General features: G+C 72.5%; 14 protein-coding genes. 13 read left to right on the top strand and 1 reads right to left on the bottom strand.

Annotated features, from left to right (window positions below):
* Positions 1–138 precede the first annotated feature (138 nt).
* From ADL03_RS49100 to ADL03_RS40745, 6 genes are read left to right on the top strand one after another with little or no spacing between them, the layout of a single operon-like run.
* The gene (locus ADL03_RS49100) at positions 139–987 is read left to right on the top strand and encodes a GNAT family N-acetyltransferase (protein ID WP_053739008.1); all 849 of its coding nucleotides are present in this window, start codon (positions 139–141) and stop codon (positions 985–987) included.
* Positions 971–6,073, top strand: coding sequence for a MupA/Atu3671 family FMN-dependent luciferase-like monooxygenase (locus tag ADL03_RS40765; RefSeq protein WP_053739007.1), 5,103 nt, complete (start codon positions 971–973; stop codon positions 6,071–6,073). Before ADL03_RS49100 ends, ADL03_RS40765 begins: the two co-directional genes overlap by 17 nt.
* On the top strand, positions 6,066–6,272 hold the full coding sequence (locus ADL03_RS40760; protein ID WP_053739006.1) for an MbtH family NRPS accessory protein: 207 nt from the start codon (positions 6,066–6,068) through the stop codon (positions 6,270–6,272). The genes ADL03_RS40765 and ADL03_RS40760 overlap by 8 nt, the downstream gene beginning before the upstream one ends.
* Entirely contained in the window at positions 6,272–7,180 is a 909-nt protein-coding gene (gene cysD / locus ADL03_RS40755) for a sulfate adenylyltransferase subunit CysD (RefSeq protein ID WP_053739005.1), read from the top strand. The genes ADL03_RS40760 and cysD overlap by 1 nt, the downstream gene beginning before the upstream one ends.
* Positions 7,180–8,982 (top strand): adenylyl-sulfate kinase, encoded by a 1,803-nt coding sequence (cysC, locus tag ADL03_RS40750; protein ID WP_053739004.1) that lies wholly within the window; start codon positions 7,180–7,182, stop codon positions 8,980–8,982. Before cysD ends, cysC begins: the two co-directional genes overlap by 1 nt.
* A gap of 19 nt (positions 8,983–9,001) precedes the next feature.
* Positions 9,002–10,336, top strand: coding sequence for a M20/M25/M40 family metallo-hydrolase (locus ADL03_RS40745; protein WP_053739003.1), 1,335 nt, complete (start codon positions 9,002–9,004; stop codon positions 10,334–10,336).
* Positions 10,337–10,378: 42 nt separating this feature from the next.
* Here the strand turns inward: ADL03_RS40745 and ADL03_RS40740 are convergent, their stop codons facing one another.
* Positions 10,379–11,611 (bottom strand): MFS transporter, encoded by a 1,233-nt coding sequence (locus tag ADL03_RS40740; RefSeq protein ID WP_053739002.1) that lies wholly within the window; start codon positions 11,609–11,611, stop codon positions 10,379–10,381.
* 118 nt (positions 11,612–11,729) lie between these two features.
* On the opposite strand from ADL03_RS40740, the gene ADL03_RS40735 reads away from it, so the two are divergent.
* From ADL03_RS40735 to ADL03_RS40705, 7 genes are all read left to right on the top strand, one after another.
* On the top strand, positions 11,730–14,270 hold the full coding sequence (locus tag ADL03_RS40735) for a penicillin acylase family protein (protein WP_082373947.1): 2,541 nt from the start codon (positions 11,730–11,732) through the stop codon (positions 14,268–14,270).
* Positions 14,271–14,325: 55 nt separating this feature from the next.
* Positions 14,326–14,748, top strand: coding sequence for a VOC family protein (locus tag ADL03_RS40730; RefSeq protein WP_053739001.1), 423 nt, complete (start codon positions 14,326–14,328; stop codon positions 14,746–14,748).
* Between the two features lie 63 nt (positions 14,749–14,811).
* The gene (locus ADL03_RS40725; protein ID WP_082373925.1) at positions 14,812–15,555 is read left to right on the top strand and encodes a thioesterase II family protein; all 744 of its coding nucleotides are present in this window, start codon (positions 14,812–14,814) and stop codon (positions 15,553–15,555) included.
* A 134-nt stretch (positions 15,556–15,689) separates the two neighbouring features.
* Positions 15,690–16,418: a 2OG-Fe dioxygenase family protein gene (locus ADL03_RS40720; RefSeq protein WP_053738999.1), complete on the top strand. Its 729-nt coding sequence runs from the start codon at positions 15,690–15,692 to the stop codon at positions 16,416–16,418.
* Positions 16,415–16,699, top strand: coding sequence for a hypothetical protein (locus tag ADL03_RS40715; RefSeq protein WP_053738998.1), 285 nt, complete (start codon positions 16,415–16,417; stop codon positions 16,697–16,699). Before ADL03_RS40720 ends, ADL03_RS40715 begins: the two co-directional genes overlap by 4 nt.
* Entirely contained in the window at positions 16,699–17,241 is a 543-nt protein-coding gene (locus ADL03_RS40710) for a hypothetical protein (protein ID WP_053738997.1), read from the top strand. Before ADL03_RS40715 ends, ADL03_RS40710 begins: the two co-directional genes overlap by 1 nt.
* Complete coding sequence (locus ADL03_RS40705; protein ID WP_053738996.1) at positions 17,238–18,260, top strand: BtrH N-terminal domain-containing protein; 1,023 nt, start codon at positions 17,238–17,240, stop codon at positions 18,258–18,260. Before ADL03_RS40710 ends, ADL03_RS40705 begins: the two co-directional genes overlap by 4 nt.
* The last annotated feature ends 32 nt before the right edge of the window (positions 18,261–18,292 follow it).

Genomic DNA, 18,292 nt, shown 5'->3' with positions numbered 1-18,292 from the left:
CGGCTGCCCGTAGGCCGGTTCCCACCCTGTCCAGCGCGCCGGAGCCGGACGAGTCCGGCAATACCCCTACAGGTCCGGGCCGCCCCTCGCGTGCCACCCTGCGCCGGGGGGAGGTGTGGTGTGTCCACATCAGACACTGTGACCGTCGATCAGGCCTTCGTGCTGACCGATCGGCTGGCCGAGGACGTCGCCGCCGTGACCAGGCGTGCCTACCGCGCGGGTGACCTCGTGCCGGGGCTGCCGGTGGCGGACGGCGCCAAGGAGACCGCGCAGGACGTGCGGGCCGACCTGGCCGCCGGGTACCACCTGTGGACCGCAACGGCCGGCGGCCGGCTCGTCGGCGCGGTGCGCGCGCACAGCCGTGACTGGTGCGTGCGCCGGCTCGCCGTGTCGCCGGACACCCGCGGCCTCGGCGTGGGCAAGCTGCTGTTGCGCGCACTCGAAGCCGGCGCACGGGCGGAGGGAGCGGCACGCGTGGTGCTCGACGCCGTGGTCGAACGCGGCAACCCGGCGTTCTACGCCCGTGCGGGCTACCGGACGGTGCACCACTTCCCGGCAGACGACAAGCCGTTGTCCGAGGTGCACATGGAGCTCCTGCTCGGTGAACCGGTGACACCGCGCGCCTACCCGGAGCTCGACCGCACGCCGGGAACGGTCCGGTCCTGGTGGTCGGTCGACGGCGGCACGGTGTGCGCGACGTCGCCGGCGCCGGACGGGATCTCCGCCGAGGTGCGCAGGAACCGGCACCTGGGCGTGCTGCGCGGTGTGGACCTCGCCCCGCTGTCGGACGGCACGCCGGTGCGGCGGCGCTGGCCGCTGCCCGCCGCGGTGATCAGCTCGTTCGCCCTGCCGCGGCTGGACGAGCCGGAGTTTCTGGCGTGGTGGCGGGTAGGGGAATCCCCGGACTGGCCGAGCCCTCCGGCGGGCGGACAGGCTGCCGGGGTGAGGCGGCCGAGCTGCGAGGAGCGCGATGCACGAGAGCACTGAGAAGCGGCTGGGCAACCTGACGGCTCAGCAGCGTGCCGCGCTCGTGGCCGAGCTCCGCGCCAAGCGCGCCGCCGACCGCGAGACCGGCCGGATCCCCGCCGTGGGACGTGACGAGCCGCTGCCGCTGTCGTTCGCGCAGCAGCGGTTGTGGTTCATGCACCAGTGGGCCGACGGGAAGCCGATCTACAACACGCCGCTGGCCATGCGCCTGCGCGGCGAGCTGGACGTGGCCCTGCTGCGCGACGCGGTCTCCGGGCTGGTCGCCCGGCACGAGAGCCTGCGCACCCGCTACGTCAACACGCCCGACGGCCCGCGCCAGGTCATCGGCCCGCCGGGGGCGGACCTGTTCACCGTGACGGACCTGCGGGAGTTCGAGGACCGCGAACGCCGGGCCGGCGACCTGCTGGCCGCGGCCGGGCGCCGCCGGTTCGACCTGGAACGCGACCCGCTGCTGCGCGCCGACCTCGTGCGGCTGGCGGACGACGACCACCTGCTCGTCCTCGCCCTGCACCACATCGCCACCGACGCCTGGTCCACCGAGATCCTCACCGGGGAACTGATCGAGCTCTACAGTGCCGCCCGTGCGGGCCGGCCCGCCGTCCTGCCGGAGCTGCCGATCCAGTACGCCGACTTCGCCGTCTGGCAGCACGGCCCGGAGGCCGCCGCGCGGCGCTCGGCGTCACTGGAGCACTGGCGGGAGACGCTGGCGGGCCTGGAAACCCTGCGGTTCCCGGCCGACCGGCCGCGACCGGGCGCTCCCACCTGGGCGGGCGACACCGTCCACCACGTCCTGCCGGCCCGGTTGCACCGCGAGCTCCAGGCCCTGGGCGGCCCGCAGCCGACCAGGGTGCTTCCGCTGATGCTGGCCGCGCTGGCGGCGGTGTCCTCCCGCTACACCGGTCAGGACGACGTCGTCGCCGGAACGGCGTTCTCCGGCCGCACCAGGCCGGAGCTGGAGCGGCTGATCGGGTACTTCGCCAACACGGTCGTGCTGCGGGTGTCCACCGCGGGTGACCCGAACTTCCGCGAACTGCTGGCGCGGGCCGAGGACACCGTCTACTCCGCGCACCCGCACCAGGACATGCCGTTCGACCAGCTGGTCAACGAGCTGCGGCCGAACCGGGACGCGGGCGCCAACCCGCTGTTCCAGGTGGCGTTGCTGCAGGTCGACGAGCAGCTCAAGTCGGTGCGGATGGGTGATGTGGAGGTCGAGGGCGTCGCGCTGCACACCGGCACCGCGCGCTTCGACTTCACCCTCAGCGTCGCCGAACGGGCCGCGGGAGGCGTCGAGCTCGGCCTGGAGTACGCCACCGAGCTCTTCGACCGCGATCGGATGGACCGCTTCCTGCAGCACACCCGTCAGCTCCTGGAGTCCGCGGTGTCCCGGCCGGACGCCCGGATCTCCGAGCTGGACCTGCTGCCGCTGTCGGAACGCCTCCGGCTGACCGTGCACTGGAACGACACGAAGGCACCCGTCGCGCCGGGCACCGTGCACGAGGCGTTCGACGCGCAGGCCGGGCGCACCCCGGACGCGACCGCCGTGGTGAGCGGGGACGCCTCGCTGACCTACGCGCAGCTGTGGCAGCGGGCGAACCAGGTCGCGCACCGGCTGGCCGCCGCCGGCGCCGGGCCGGGCAGCCTGGTCGGCGTCGCCGTGGGGCGGTCGGTGGACACCGTCGCCGCCCTGCTCGGCGTGCTCAAGGCCGGTGCGGCGTACGTGCCGCTCGATCCGAAGTACCCGGCCGCACGGCTCGGGTTCGTCCTCCGGGACGCGGCTCCCGCGGCGGTCGTCGTCGACGCGGACAGCAGGACCGCGATGGCGGAGCACGGCGTCACGCTGATCGACGTCGCGGAGGTGAGCGGGGAACCGGCCACGGCACCGGCGACCGCCGGCGCGCCGGAGATGCTGGCGTACGTCTGCTACACCTCCGGCTCGACCGGCCAGCCCAAGGGCGTGATGGTCGACCACCGCGAGGTCATGACCCTGTACACCGAGCTGGACCGGCGGATCGGCACCGGTGATCCCGGCGTCTGGCTGGCGGTCAGCAGCATCTCGTTCGACATCTCCGTGGTCGAGCTGCTGTGGACGCTGGCCAGGGGGTTCACCGTCGTGGTCGCCGAAGCGAACACCGAGACCATGCTCGGCGGACGTGCCACGCGGCCCACGCGCAAGCTCGACTTCGGCCTGTTCTACTTCGCCAGCGACGACTCCAGCACGCCCGGCAGCGACCGGTACCGGCTCCTGCTGGACGGCGCCAGGTACGCCGACCGGCACGGGTTCAGCTCGGTCTGGACGCCCGAACGGCACTTCCACGCCTTCGGCGGGCTCTACCCGGCGCCGTCGGTCATGGCGGCGGCGCTGGCCGTGGCGACCGACCGGATCTCGATCCGCGCGGGCAGCGTGGTGCTGCCGCTGCACAACCCGGTGCGGGTGGCCGAGGAGTGGTCCGTCGTGGACAACCTGTCTGACGGCCGCGTGGGCATCTCGGTGGCCTCCGGGTGGCACCGCAACGACTTCGTGTTCGCGCCGGACAACTACGGCGAACGCAAGAAGGTCATGCTGGAGGGCGTCGAGACCGTGCGGTCGCTGTGGCGCGGGGAGAGCGTCCGCATGCCCGCCGGTGAGGGCGCCGAGGTCGACGTCCGCATCCGGCCCGCTCCCGTGCAGGCCGAGCTGCCGATGTGGCTGAGCGCCGCCGGCAGCCCGGAGACGTTCCGGGCCGCCGGGCACGCCGGGCTCGGTCTGCTCACCCACATGCTCGGCCAGGACCTCGACGCGCTCGCCGCGAAGATCGCCGTCTACCGCGAGGCCTGGCGGGAACGCCACGGCACCGACGGCGGGCACGTGGCGCTGATGCTGCACACGTTCATCGACCCGGACGGCGACCGTGCGCGTGAGGTGGCCCGCGGCCCGTTCACGCAGTACCTGAGCACCTCGCTGGACCTGCTGCGCGGCCTGGCCAAGCAGATGGGCCTGGAGTTCGACACGCTCAGCGAGGACGACCGGCAGGCGTTGCTGGAACACGCCGCCGACCGGTACATGGAGACCGGTGGCCTGTTCGGCACGCCCGAGCAGTGCGTGCGGTTCGCCGAGCGGCTCGCGGAGCTGGGCGTCGACGAGATCGCGTGCCTGATCGACTTCGGTGTCGGCACCGACGACGTCCTCGCCGCGCTGCCGCACGTCGACGCCGTCCGCCAGGCCTTCACCGCCGCCCGGCACGACGACAGCCTCGCGGCACTGATCCGCGCGCACGACGTGTCGCACATGCAGTGCACCCCGACGCTGGCCGGCCTGCTCGCCGGAGCACCCGACGCGGCCGATGCGTTGGCGTCGCTGAAGGTGCTGCTCGTCGGCGGTGAGGCGCTGACCGCCGACCTGGCCCGCAGGCTGCGCGAGATCACCCCCGCCGAGTTGCACAACATGTACGGCCCGACGGAGACCACGGTGTGGTCGACCGCGGACCGCGTCGTCGGCGACGTGACCATCGGGACGCCGCTGGCGAACGAGGCCGCCTACGTGCTCGACCACCGGCTGCAGCCGCAACCCATCGGCGTGGCGGGGGAGCTGTTCATCGGCGGGGACGGCGTCACGGCCGGCTACCACCGCAGGCCCGGCCTCACCGCCGACCGGTTCGTCCCCGACCCCTTCGCCGGCGGTGGCCGGCGCCTCTACCGGACCGGTGACCTGGCCCGCCGCCGCGCTGACGGCAGGCTGGAGTTCCTGGGCCGCGTGGACGACCAGGTGAAGATCCGGGGACACCGGCTGGAGCTCGGCGAGGTCGAAGCCGCGCTGCTCTCCCACCCCGGCGTCCGCTCGGCCGCCGTCGCCGCCTGGGGCGAGGCGGGCGGCCAGTACCTCGCGGCCTACCTGGTGCCCGAGAACGGCACCCGGCCCGGTGACGCGCAGGTGCGGCGGCACCTGCGGGACCTGCTGCCCGACCACATGGTCCCGGCGCGGTTCACCTGGCTGGACGCGTTCCCCCTGACGCCCAACGGCAAGGTCGACCGCAAGCGGCTGCCCGAACCCGGCGCGGCCGGACAGGACGTGCGGTACGAGCCGCCCGCCACCCCGGCCGAGGAGGTCCTCGCCGAGGTCTGGCAGGAGGTGCTCGGCGGGGGACCGGTCGGTGTCCGGACCGGCTTCTTCGACCTCGGCGGCAACTCGATCTCCGTGGTCCTGGTGGTGGACAAGGCGAACCGGCGTGGCGTGCCGATCACCGCCCGCCAGCTGTTCCAGCACCAGACCATCCGCGAGCTCGCCGGCGTCGCCACCGGCACCACCGCTGACGGCGGTGGCGCTGCGGAGCTGATCGTGCCGCTGACCGAGTCCGGAACGCTGCCGCCGTTGATCTGCCTGCACGCGAGCACCGGTTCCTCGCTGCCGTACCTGCCGTTGAGCAAACATGTCGACGACCGGCCGTGCTACGCGATCGAGCTGCCCGCGGACGCCCGGCCGGACGTACCGGAACTGGCGCGCAGGTACGCGGCGGCGATCCGGCAGCGGTGGCCGGAGGGCCCGTACCACCTCGTCGGCTGGTCGCTGGGCGGGAGCCTGGCCGTGGCCGTCGCGGCCGAGCTCGGTGACGTCGGGCTGCTCGCGCTGCTCGACACGGTCGTCCCCGCGGGCCCCCGCTTCCCGGTTCCCCTGCCGCTCGCGGTCGACGGGTTCGTGCGCAGCGTGGTGGCGGCGTCGGGCGCCGACGTGACCCTGGACGTCGCGGAGCTGAACGCCCTCGACCCCGGTGCCCAGTACGAGCTGGCCTTGGACGCCCTGGCGGAAGCAGGGTTGCTGCCCGCCGGGCAACGCGCCGAGATGCTGGCCAAGGCGAAGACGTTCACGGACCTGACCACGGCCGTGTCGGTGTGGCAGCCCGCACGCCTCCGCGGCGTCGTGGACCTGGTGGTCCCGCGTGCCTCCACCACCACGGCGGGCTGGGAGTCCGTTGTGGACGGTGAGGTCCGGACCACGGTCGTGCGGGGCGACCACTTCAGCATGATGCACGCCGCCAACGCCGGTGACCTGGCGGCGGTCCTGTGCTCACTGGCGGTACAGCGTGAAACCGAGATGGAGGATGGACATGCGTGACGAGGACGAGGACGGCACCCGCTTCACCGTGGTGGTCAACCACGAGGAGCAGTACTCGATCTGGCCGACGTACCGCGACGTGCCGTCCGGGTGGCGCGAGGTCGGCGTCACCGGGACCAAGAGCGAGTGCCTCGCGCACGTGGAGACCGTCTGGACGGACATGCGGCCGTTGAGCCTGCGCCGCGCGATGGGGGTGTAGTGGCCGTCGCGGAGGACTACGTGCTGTCGCACCTGGACGCGGTCGAAGCCGAGGCGGTGCACGTCCTGCGCGAGGTGGTCGCGACCGTCGAGCGGCCGGCGCTGCTGTTCTCCGGCGGCAAGGACTCCATGGTGATGCTGCACGTGGCGGTCAAGGCGTTCTGGCCGGCGCCGCCACCGTTCCCCGTGGTGCACATCGACACCGGGCACAACTTCGACGAGGTGGTCGAGTTCCGCGACGAGGTCGTGCGCCGGACCGGCGTGCGGCTCGTGGTGGGCCGGGTCCAGGACGACATCGACGCCGGTCGCGTGGTGGAGGGGCCGGGCGGCCGCAACCGCCTGCAGACCACGACCCTGCTGCGGACGACCGCGGAACACCGGTTCGGCGCGCTGTTCGGCGGTGCCCGCCGCGACGAGGAGAAGGCGCGTGCCAAGGAACGCGTCTTCAGCCTGCGTGACGACCACGGCCAGTGGGACCCCCGCAACCAGCGGCCCGAGCTGTGGAACCTCTACAACGCCCGCCACCGCAGGGGCGAGCACCTGCGGGTGTTCCCGCTGTCGAACTGGACCGAGCTGGACATCTGGTCCTACATCGCCCGCGAGGGCATCGACCTGCCGTCGCTCTACTACGCCCACCGCCGCACGGTGGTCGAACGCGACGGGATGCTGCTGGCGCAGAGCAGGTTCCTGCGGCTGGAAGCGGGGGAGCGGCCGTACGAGGCCACGGTCCGGTTCCGCACGGTCGGCGACGCCACCTGCACCGGCTGCGTGGAATCCACAGCGGACACTCCGGCCGCGGTGGTCGCGGAGACCGAGGTCAGCCGCGTGACCGAGCGCGGCGCGACGCGGGCCGACGACCGGATCTCCGAAGCGGGCATGGAGGATCGCAAACGGGAGGGGTACTTCTGATGGACCCCCAGCTGTTGCGGCTGGCCACGGCAGGCAGCGTGGACGACGGCAAGTCGACCCTGATCGGGCGGCTGCTCTACGACGTGAAGGCGATCTTCGCCGACCAGCTGGCGTCGATCGAACGCGCCAGCGAGGCCCGCGGCACGGTCATGGACCTGGCCCTGCTGACCGACGGCCTGCGCGCCGAACGCGAGCAGGGCATCACCATCGACGTGGCCTACCGGCACTTCGCCACGCCCCGGCGCCGGTTCATCATCGCCGACACCCCCGGTCACCTGCAGTACACGCGCAACATGGTCACGGGCGCGTCCACGGCGGACCTCGCGCTGGTCCTGGTGGACGCGCGCAAGGGCCTGCTCGACCAGTCCCGCAGGCACGCGTTCATCGCCGGTCTGCTGGGCATCCCGCACCTGGTGGTGTGCGTGAACAAGATGGACCTGGTCGACTGGTCGGCGGAGCGGTTCGCGCGGATCCGCGCGGAGTTCGAGCAGTTCGCGTCCAGGCTCGACGTCCGGGACGTCACGTTCATCCCGGTCTCGGCGCTGCACGGCGACAACGTCGTGCAGCGGAGCACGCAGATGCCCTGGTACGAGGGCACTCCGCTGCTGCACCACCTGGAGAACGTGCACATCGCGTCCGACCGCAACCTGGTCGACGCCCGGCTGCCCGTGCAGTACGTGGTGCGCCACGGCGAGTTCCGCGGCTACGCGGGCACCGTCAGCGGCGGCACCTTTCGGCCCGGCGACGAGGTCGTCGTGCTGCCCTCCGGCGTCACCTCGACCATCTCGGCCATCCACCGGCCCGGCGGTGAGCCGTCGCCGTACGCGTTCGCGCCCCAGGCGGTCACCGTGCGGCTGGCCGACGACGTGGACGTGCGGCGCGGCGACCTGATCTGCAAGCCTGGCAACCGGCCAGAGGTCGGCAGGGACGTCGAGGCCATGGTCTGCTGGCTCGGCGACCGGTCCGCGCTCTCGCTCGGCTCACGGCTGCTCGTCCAGCACACCACGCAGGAGGTCCGCGCCACGGTGCAGGTCCTGCGCTACCGGCTGGACATCACCACCCTGCACCGCGACGAGTCCGCGGCGTCGTTGTCCCTCAACGAGATCGGCCGCGTCACGCTGCACACCCACGCCCCGCTGGCCTACGACGTCTACCGGCACAACCGGGCGACCGGCAGCTTCGTGCTGATCGACGAGGCCACGAACGACACCGTCGGCGCCGGCATGATCCTGCGCCCCGCCGCACCCACCGTCGTGTGGCACCGGACCGAGGTGGCGCGTGCGACGCCGGGCTGCACGGTCTGGCTGACCGGGCTGTCGGCCGCGGGCAAGTCCACGATCGCGGCGGAGGTCGAGCGCCTGCTGGTCGCGGCCGGCCGGCCCGCCTACCTGCTCGACGGCGACAACCTGCGGCACGGCCTGAACTCGGACCTCGGGTTCAGCGCGCAGGACCGGGCGGAGAACGTCCGCAGGGTCGGCGAGGTGGCCCGGCTGTTCGCCGACGCGGGCGTGGTCGCGATCGTCGCGCTGATCAGCCCGTACCGGGCCGACCGCGACCGGGTGCGGGCCAGGCACGCCGACACCGGGCTGTCGTTCCGGGAGGTGCACGTCGACACCCCAGTCGAGGTGTGCGAGTCCCGCGACCCCAAGGGCATGTACGCGCGCGCCCGCCGTGGCGAGATCACCGGGTTCACCGGCGTGGACGACCCGTACGAGCCGCCTGAGCACCCCGAGCTGGTGCTGCGGCCCGACGACGGCGACGTCCGGGCGCTGGCCGCACGCGTGGTCGCCCTGCTCACCTGACGAAGAAGGACGGACCTGCATGTCGTTCGCCAACGAACCGGTACCGCTGCTGCGGGACCTGATCAGGATCGACACCACCAACCCGCCCGGCGCGGAGACCGCCGTCGTCGACCACCTGCGTCGGCTGCTCGCAGGCGTGGACGTGGACCTGAAGGTGCTCGGCCCGGACCCGGAGCGGCTGAACCTGGTCGCGCGGTTCCCCGGCCGCGGCGAGGCACCGCCGTTGCTGCTGCACGCGCACTCCGACGTCGTGCCGGTGGACGGCCAGCAGTGGACGCACCCGCCGTTCGAGGCGCGGATCGTCGACGGGCACGTCTGGGGCCGGGGCGCGATCGACATGAAGGGCGGGCTGGCGATGATGCTGTCCGCCCTGTCGCGGCTGGCGGCCGCGGGGGAGCGCCCCGCGGGTGACGTCGTGCTGGCCGTGGTCGCCGACGAGGAAGCGGGCAGCGCGGTCGGCGCGCGGTACCTCGTCAACGAGCACCCGGAGCTGTTCGACGGCGTCGAGTACGCGATCGGTGAGGAGGGCGGGGCCGGCATCGACCTGCCCGGTCACCGGTTCCACCCGATCGTGGTCGCCGAGAAACGCGCCTGCTGGCTGCGCGTGACGCTGCGCGGTCCGGGCGGTCACGGCTCGCGGCTGGCGCCGCCGGACTCGCCGATGGCGCGGCTGGGCCGGCTGCTCGGCACGCTGACCGGAACCCGGATGCCACGGCACCAGACCTCGGCCGCGGACCGCATGCTGGAGGTCCTCGCGGGCGCGTTGCCGGCCCCGCTGTCCGAGCAGGTGACCCGCTACCGGGAGGACCAGACCGGTGACCCCCGCCCGGACGGCCTCCCGCAGCGGGAGGCACTGCGGCTGGACTCCGTGCTGCGGCACACCGCGAACCCCACGATCGTCCGCACGACCGAGAAGATCAACGTCGTGCCCAGCGAGATCACCGTCGACCTGGACGGCCGGATCCTGCCGGGCGGGTACACCGTCGAGGACTTCGTCGGCGAGCTCCGGCACCTCGTGGGCGAGGACTTCGAGCACGAGCTGCTGCTGGAGGGCTCGATGGTCCGGCCGGAGCGGATCCGCCAGCCGGAGTTCGGCGGTTTCTACGACACCATGGCGGACATCCTCGCCAAGGCCGACCCGGACGCGGTTCCGCTGCCCATGGTTTCGCCGGCCTCGACCGACGCACGCCTGTTCGCCCAGCTCGGGATCCGCTGCTACGGCTGGCTCCCGCTGAAGCTCCCGGCGGGCACCGACTACCGCGGCCTGCTGCACACGGTCGACGAACGCGTTCCGCTCGACGCCCTGGAGTTCGGCACGGGCTGCCTCACCGAGCTGCTGCGTTCCTACCGCTGATCGTGACGGGAGGGCGGCCCGGTGCGCCGGGCCGCCCTCCCGTCAGTCCAGGTGGCGGATCGTGCGGATCGGCCGGCTGGCCGCGGGGAGCGCGGAGACCAGCAGCAGCGCGGGCGCGATGACCAGCGTGGTGCGTGCGCCGACCCCGTCGACCAGGAAGCCCGCGACCACGGAACCCAGCGACAGCATGCCGAACGCGAACAGCCGGTAGCTGGCGTTCATCCGCGCGAGCAGCTCGGGCGGTGTGGTCTTCTGCCGCACGGTCAACGCGACGACGGTCCCGCCCGCGGCCCCGGCCGAGCCGAGGAAGTAGGCCAGGCCGCACTGCGCCACGTCCAGCTGACCACCACCGGCCAGCGGCAGCAGGAAGTACGGCCACGTGGAGAACACGAGCACGACCAGCATCGAGCGCCCGTAGCCGAGCCGCCTGATCAGCGCGGGAGCGGTCAGCGCGCCGCAGATGCCGCCGAGCCCGCCGCACAGCATGATCAGTCCGTACGCGGCCGGGCTGTGCCCGAGCTCGCGCACGAAGTAGATCAGGAACGCCACGGTCGTCATCGCGGTGGCCGCGTTGTAGATCCCGGCGTGGACGGCGAACGCCCGCACCGGCGGGTTGTCCAGCACCGCCCGCAGCCCTTCGGCCACCTCACGCCGGAGGTTGCGCCGCGACCGGGGCGGGACCTGCTCGCGGTGGCGGATCAGCAGCAACGCGTTCGCCGAGGTCAGGTACGACAACCCGTCGAACACGAGGGTCGCGGCCGGGCCGAACAGGCCGCTGAGCCAGCCCGCGAGTCCTGGCCCACCGGTCGCGCCCGCGGCCTGGCCCGCCAGGACCCTGCTGTTGGCCGACGCGAGCGCCTCGCCTTGGACGAGCAGGGGCAGGTAGCTGGTCGCCGCGATGTCGTAGAGGACCGTCATGGCGCCGCCGAGCACCGCGATCACGTACAGCAGCGGCAACGTCAGCATGCCGAGCAGGGCCAGCACCGGCACGGCCATGACGAGCACGAACCGGACGAGGTCCGCGGCGATCATGACCGGCCGCTTCGTGCGCCGCTCCAGCCAGACACCCGCCAGCAGCGGCAACAGGAAGAACGGGCACAGGTACAGGCCCTGCAACAGGCCGACCTGCGTGCCCGACCCGTCCAAGGTGGTCACGACCAGCAGCGGCAGCACGAACTCGGTGATCCGGGAGCCGAACTGGGAGACCACGTCGCCGGTCCAGAACCGGCGGAAGTCGCGGCCGGTTCCTGGGCGCACTGCGGTGTCGGTGACCACGCCGCGAGCGTGTCAGCAGCGCGGACACCGGTGAAGTCGGGAGAACCCCTCACTTTGCCCGGCGCGCGAACACGGCGATGCTCCACGGGTGGTAGATGTGTCGAGCACCCCGGGCACCGTGACCGAAGCCGTCCCGCGCGCGCGGCCGAGATCGAAGTGGCTGCGCTGGCTGCGCGTCACCGCGTGGTGCCTCGTGGTCGTCCTGGTCGTGGTGGCCTCCGCGGCCGGCCTGTTCGTCACGTGGACGGTCCGCAACTCGTTCCCGACGACCGACGGCGAGCTGGCCGTGCCGGGTCTGCGCGCGCCCGTCGAGGTGCTGCGCGACCGGTACGGCGTGCCGCAGGTCTACGCCGACAACTCCCACGACCTGTTCCTGGCGCAGGGCTACACGCACGCGCAGGACCGGTTCTGGGAGATGGACGTCCGCCGCCACATCACCGCGGGGCGGCTGTCCGAGCTGTTCGGCGCGGACCAGGTGACCGTCGACGCGACCGTGCGGACGATGGGCTGGCGCCGGGTCGCCGAGCAGGAGTACGGGATGCTCTCGGCGAGCACGCGCGAGCACCTGCAGGCCTACGCCGACGGCGTGAACGCCTACCTGGCCGGCCACACCGGGTCGGAGCTCAGCGTCGAGTACGCGGTCCTCGGGCTGATCACACCGGGCTACACGCCGGAGCAGTGGACACCGGTCGACTCGGTGTCCTGGCTCAAGGCGATGGCCTGGGACCTCAGCGGCACGGTCACCTACCAGACCAGGCGCGCGATGCTGTCCGCGAGCCTGCCTCCGGACACCGTGGCGCGGCTGTTCCCGGAGTACGACTTCAGCCGCTGGGAACCCAGCGTGCCCGCCGCCTCCGACGCGACCGTGCCGCAGAGCGCCGGACGTGCCGAGAAGGCGGCCTTCACGGCGGCACTGGACAGCGCGGCCGACGCCGCGAGCTCGCTGGACGGCGTCCTCGGGCCACGTGGCCAGGGCATCGGGTCCAACGCGTGGGTGGTGTCCGGCAAGCTGACCAAGTCGGGCAAGCCGTTGCTGGCCAACGATCCCCACCTCGGGCCGGCGATGCCGAGCATCTGGTACCAGATGGGCCTGCACTGCCGTTCGGTCGGCCAGGAGTGCCCGTTCGACGTCAGCGGCTTCACGTTCTCCGGCATGCCCGGTGTGGTCATCGGGCACAACCGGGACGTCTCGTGGGGGCTGACGAACCTCGACCCGGCGGTCACCGACCTGTACCTGGAACGCGTCACCGGCTCGACCTACGAGTACGACGGCGTGCAGAAGCCCCTGGAGACCAGGCAGGAGGTCATCAAGGTCGCGGGCGGTGAACCCCGCACCATCACGGTCCGGTCCACCGGGCACGGCCCGTTGCTGTCGGACGTGGTGGAGCGGCTGAAGAACGCGGGCGCGCAGGGCCGGGTGCCCGGGGTCGAGGCCGGTGAGCACGCCGTCGCGATCAAGTGGACCGCGCTGCAACCGGCCAGGACCCTGGACGCGGTGTTCCAGCTGGCGCTCGCCCGCGACTGGAGCTCCTTCCGCGAGGCCGCGTCCCTGTTCGCGGCACCGGCGCAGAACATGCTCTACGCCGACCGGGAGGGGCACATCGGCTACCAGGTGCCCGGTCTCATCCCGGTCCGCAAGCAGGGCGACGGGCGGTTCCCGGTGCCCGGCTGGACCAGCGCGACCGAATGGGCCGGCTATCTCCCGTTCGAGCAGCTGCCCAGCGCGCTGGACCCCGCGGCCGGGTACTTCGTGAACGCCAACAACGCCGTGACCGACCCGTCGTACCCGCACCTGATCACCAAGGACTGGGGTGACGGCAACCGCAGCCAGCGGATCACCGACCTGATCAAGCAGGGCGGGAAGCTCGACGCGGCGGCGATGCAGCGGATCCAGCTCGACACCCGCAACGCCAACGCCGCCAACCTCACCCCGTACCTGCTCGCGGTGCCCGTCGAGGGGGACACGACCAAGGCGCGGGACCTGCTGCGCGGCTGGGACTTCGCGCAACCCGCCGACTCCGCCCCGGCCGCCTACTTCAACGCCGTGTGGCGCAACCTGCTGCAGCTGATGTTCGTGGACAAGCTGACGAACGGCGCGCCCAAGGTCGACGTGGACGGCGGTGGCCAGTGGTTCGAGGTCGTCCGCACTCTGCTGGAACGCCCCGACGACGACTTCTGGCACAACACCAAGCGCTCCCTCAACGGCCGCGACGCCGTGCTGCGCGCGGCCATGGACGACGCGAACCAGGAGCTCCGCGACCGCCTCGGCGCCGACCCGGCCGCGTGGAAGTGGGGCGACCTGCACCAGCTGACGGTGCGGAACCAGACGCTGGGCAGCGGACCCGCGCCGATCCAGTGGCTGCTCAACCGCGAGCCGGGCGGCGTCGCGGGCGGACCGGCCACGGTGAACGCGACCGGCTGGAACGCCAAGAAGACCTACCAGGTGAACTGGGTGCCGTCCATGCGGATGGTCGTGGACTGGGCCGATGTCGACGCGTCGCGGTGGGTCAACCTCACCGGCGCGTCCGGCCACGCGTTCGACGAGCACTACGACGACCAGCTGCCGCTGTGGCAGCGCGGTGAGACCACCGCGTGGCCGTTCAGCCGGGAGGCCGTGACGGCGGCCGCGCAACAGCACCTCACCCTGAAACCGGCCTGAGCTCTGTGGGACAGTGTTCGAGCTCAAAGGACATCGACGGACAAGGGCGTGGTACATGACGAGCAGGCTGGAATGGGCGACGATCGACAGCGTGGACCCGCGGCGGCTGGCCGAGTTCTGGTGCGGTGTCCTGGGTTACGTCGTCTACGAGGACAAGAACGGCACCGTGGTCGAGATCGGCCCCGATCCCGAGGCGCCGGGCGCGGAACGCCTCGCCGACCTGCGCCGCGGGCCCGCCGTGCCGAGCATGTCCTTCGTCCAGGTGCCCGAGGGCAAGAACAGCAAGAACCGGGTGCACTTCGAGATCGCCCCGATCGACAGCGACCAGCGGACCGAGCTGGACCGGCTGCTCGCGCTCGGCGCGTCCACTGTGGACGTCGGGCAGGGCGAAGGCCGTTCCTGGGTGGTGCTGGCCGACCCGGAGGGCAACGAGTTCTGCCTCGCCCGCAGCCTCGCGCCGGGGGAGTTCGAGCTGTAGCAGCGGTCCTGTCGGGAACGTCACCGACTTGTCCGGGCATCCGGACCGGATGAGTCTCGACACGTGACGGAATGGCTGCAGCGCTTCTCGCCACCTGGGCGGGCAAAGGCGAGGTTGTTGTGCTTACCGCCCGGTGGCGGGTCCGCTCAGCTCTACCAGCGGTGGCCCGCCCTCCTGGGACCTGAGGTCGAGGTCGTCGCGGTGGAGCTGCCCGGCCGCGGCGCGCGGAGCCTGCAGCCACCGCTGACGGACATGGCCACCCTGGTGCCGGTCCTGGTCGCCGAGCTCGCGCGGCTCGACGACCTGCCGCTGGTGGTGTTCGGCCACAGCATGGGCGGCATCGTCGGCTGGGAGCTGTGCCGCAGGCTGCCGCGGGAACCGCGGGGCCTGGTCGTGGCAGCGGCCGCGGCGCCGACCCGCCTGCGCTCGCCGCGGTGGTACAGCGAGACCACCGACGAAGGCCTGCGCGAGCTGATCACGCGCTCCGAGGGCCTTCCCTCGGCGACCGCGCTCGATCCGCTGTTCCTGGAGTACTTCCTGCCGATGCTGCGCGCGGACCTCACGCTGGTCAACTCCTTCGAACCGGAACCGCTGCCACCGCTGCGCTGCCCGCTGCGGGTGTACCGCGGGGCGGCGGATCCGCTGGTGGGAGACGACGAAGCGAACGCGTGGCTGGCGGAGACCCAAGGGGACGCGCGGGTCCACACCTTCGACGGCGGACATTTCTTCCCCCGCGACCTCCCCGAGGTGGTGCTCCCGCAGCTGCGCGCGGACGTCCTGGCGGCCGTGGAGGTGCCGTCGCTGTGACGCCCCCAGCAGTGCTCGCCGCAGCACGGTTCGCCACAGCATTCTTCGCCGCAGCACGGTTCGCGGCACCGCCAGCAGGACTGTCCGAGGCGTCCCACCGCGCCCGGATCCGGGTCGACCACTGAGGAGGGCCAGTGCCCGAGAACGTTCGCACATCCGGGCCGGCCACGGCGGAGCTCGTCGCGGGCTTGGCCGGTGAGGGTTTCGTCCGGCTGTCCGGCAGGGACTTCCCGGTCGACACGGGCAGTGCCGTGTTCGCGGAGTTCCGCGCCGGGTGGGAGGACCTCGTCCGGGACAACGCGCTGGTCGACGGCGGCAGCTACCGCTACCGCCGGTACGGCCGGCTGGCGGCGGTACCCGCCGGTGCGGGCTTCGAGCTGACCCCGTTGCCGCACCGGGCGTTCCGCCAGGACAGCATCCCGATGTGGCGGTCGAACGAGCGCCTGTTCGCCCCGATCGTGCCCGCGTTCCTGGGCAACCCCTGCCTGCACGACCTGATCTCGACCGACCTCGCGCTCGCGGCACGGGTCCGGTCCTGTCCGGAGTGGACGGTGGGCCTGCACATGATCCGGATCGTGGCCGTTCCTGGCGAACCCGGACAGCCCACACCCGAGGGCCGGCACCGCGACGGGCACTCGTTCGTCGGCATGCACCTGGTGCGCCGGGAGAACAGCGCGGGCGGGGAGTCCACGATCTACCGGGACGGCCTGCCGGACGTGCGCTTCACCCTGCGGGACCCACTGGAGTCCGTGCTGGTCGACGACACCGCCATCTGGCACGAGGCGTCGCCGATCTCGATCCTCGACCCGGCGGGCGGGCGCACCGTGCGGGACATGCTCCTCGTCGACGTGAACCCGGCATGACCGCCTTCCGGCTCACGTTCAGCCCGTGCGACCTCCCGCTGGACGGCAGGCTCGTCGAGGTCGTGCCCGGCCGGTACGACTGGGTCCACCTCGACCTGTCGGCGCCCGTCGGCGAGGCGACCGTGTGGCTGCATTACCGCGACGCCGTCGATCCTGAGTTCCTGCGCTCGCTGCCCGGCACGTCGATCGCCAGGATCGGCGTCCCGCGGCGCGAGGAGCTGGTCGCCGTGGAACTGCCGGCGCTCCCGGGCGTCCGCCTGCTGGGGACGGCACTGACGTGATGCGACCGATTCCTCTTGCGCCGCACCTGAACAACACCGGGCTGACCGGTGCGGACGGGCTCGACGGCGGCGGCTTCAACATCTGGGGCAACACCTTCCCCGCGGGCGAGCTCCCGCCCTCCGGCAGCACGACGGTGGTCCACGACGTGCCGTTCCTGTTCCCCGCCGCCGGAGCGGACAACGTCCGGTGCCGCGGCCAGCGCGTCGAGGTCCCGCCGGGCCGGTGGGACTGGGTGCACGTGCTCGGGGCCGCCGAACGCCGCACCGAGGACCTGCTGGAGGTCCACTACTCGGACGGCTCGGTGCGCGGGCAGTGGCTGCGGATGTCCGACTTCTGGCCGCAGACCGAGCCCCGCTTCGGCGAGCTGCTCGCGTTCCGCTGCCGGCACATGCACTACCCCCGGCACGTGCAGCGGACGATGTCCCCCAGCATCTGGGCGCAGCGCGTCCCGGTGACGGTCCCGTCGGACGTCGTCGCGCTCGTGCTGCCGGACAACCCCGCGTTGCACGTGTTCGCCCTCACCCTGCAGGAGGTCGGGTGAAAGCCTCGCTGCCGGGCATCACGCACTGGCGTCACGACCTCGGCCACTGCCTGCACGCCACCGCGGGCGTGCTGCTGGGCTTCCACGGCGCGGACCCGCTGGACCTGCTCGGCGCGGCCTGGGGGTTCGACTACCCCGCGGGCGACATGCGCCGCGAGGAGTACTACTTCCCCTGCCGGGACCGGTCGTTGTTCGCCAGCCTCGCACCGCACCACAATGTGGAGTCGACCTGGCACACGCCGTCCTCGCCCGAGCAGGGCTGGGAGGATGTCCGGGCCCGGTTGCTGGCGGGCACACCCGTGGCGGTGGCCGCGGACAACTACTTCCTGCCGTTCCGCCCGGCCTACCAGGACGTCCACACCAACCACCTGCTCGTGGTGCACGGCTTCGACGAGGACCGCGGCACGGTGTCGGTGTGCGACCCGGTGCCCCCCAGGTTCCTGGGCGAGATCCGGATCGAGGAGCTGACCGCGGCACGCGACTCGGCCAACCCGGTACGGCACAGCCGCGACATGTTCTTCACCGCCAACCCCATCGGCAACCGCTGGCTGGACGTGACCGTGTCGGGCCACACCGGCCCCGCGTCCCGCGAGCGCCTGCGCGAGATCGTGGCCGCCAACGTGAGCGGGTGGGAGGGCGCGGCCGACGGGTCGTCCGACTACCGCGGTCTCCCCGGCCTGGAACGGTTCCTGCGCGAGGCGGCCACCCGCCTCGCCGATGGTGACCCGTCCGTCGTGGACGAGGTGTTCGTCGTGGCCGGTGTCGCTCTGGCCGTGACCGGGCTGCACGGCGACTACCTCGCGGCGGCCGCTCGCCGCCTCGGTGAGCCGCCGCTGCTCAAGCTCGCCCGCGAGGTAGAACGGATCGCCCACCACTGGTCCGCCGTCCGCATCATCGTGGCCACCGGCCGCGACGACCCGGCCACCGCGGGCCGGACCCTGGCCGTCCGCACGACCGCGCTGCTGGCGGACCAACTGACCACAGTGGACCGGATGACCGCGGTGGCCGCGTCGATCTGACCGGCAGTCGGGAGAATCCCCGTCTTCCCCGC

The organism is Nocardia sp. NRRL S-836, assembly GCF_001279525.1.
Classification (GTDB): domain Bacteria; phylum Actinomycetota; class Actinomycetes; order Mycobacteriales; family Pseudonocardiaceae; genus Lentzea.
The sequence above is the reverse complement of the archived record's forward strand: the minus strand, read 5'-3'. Positions and strand labels throughout refer to the sequence as shown.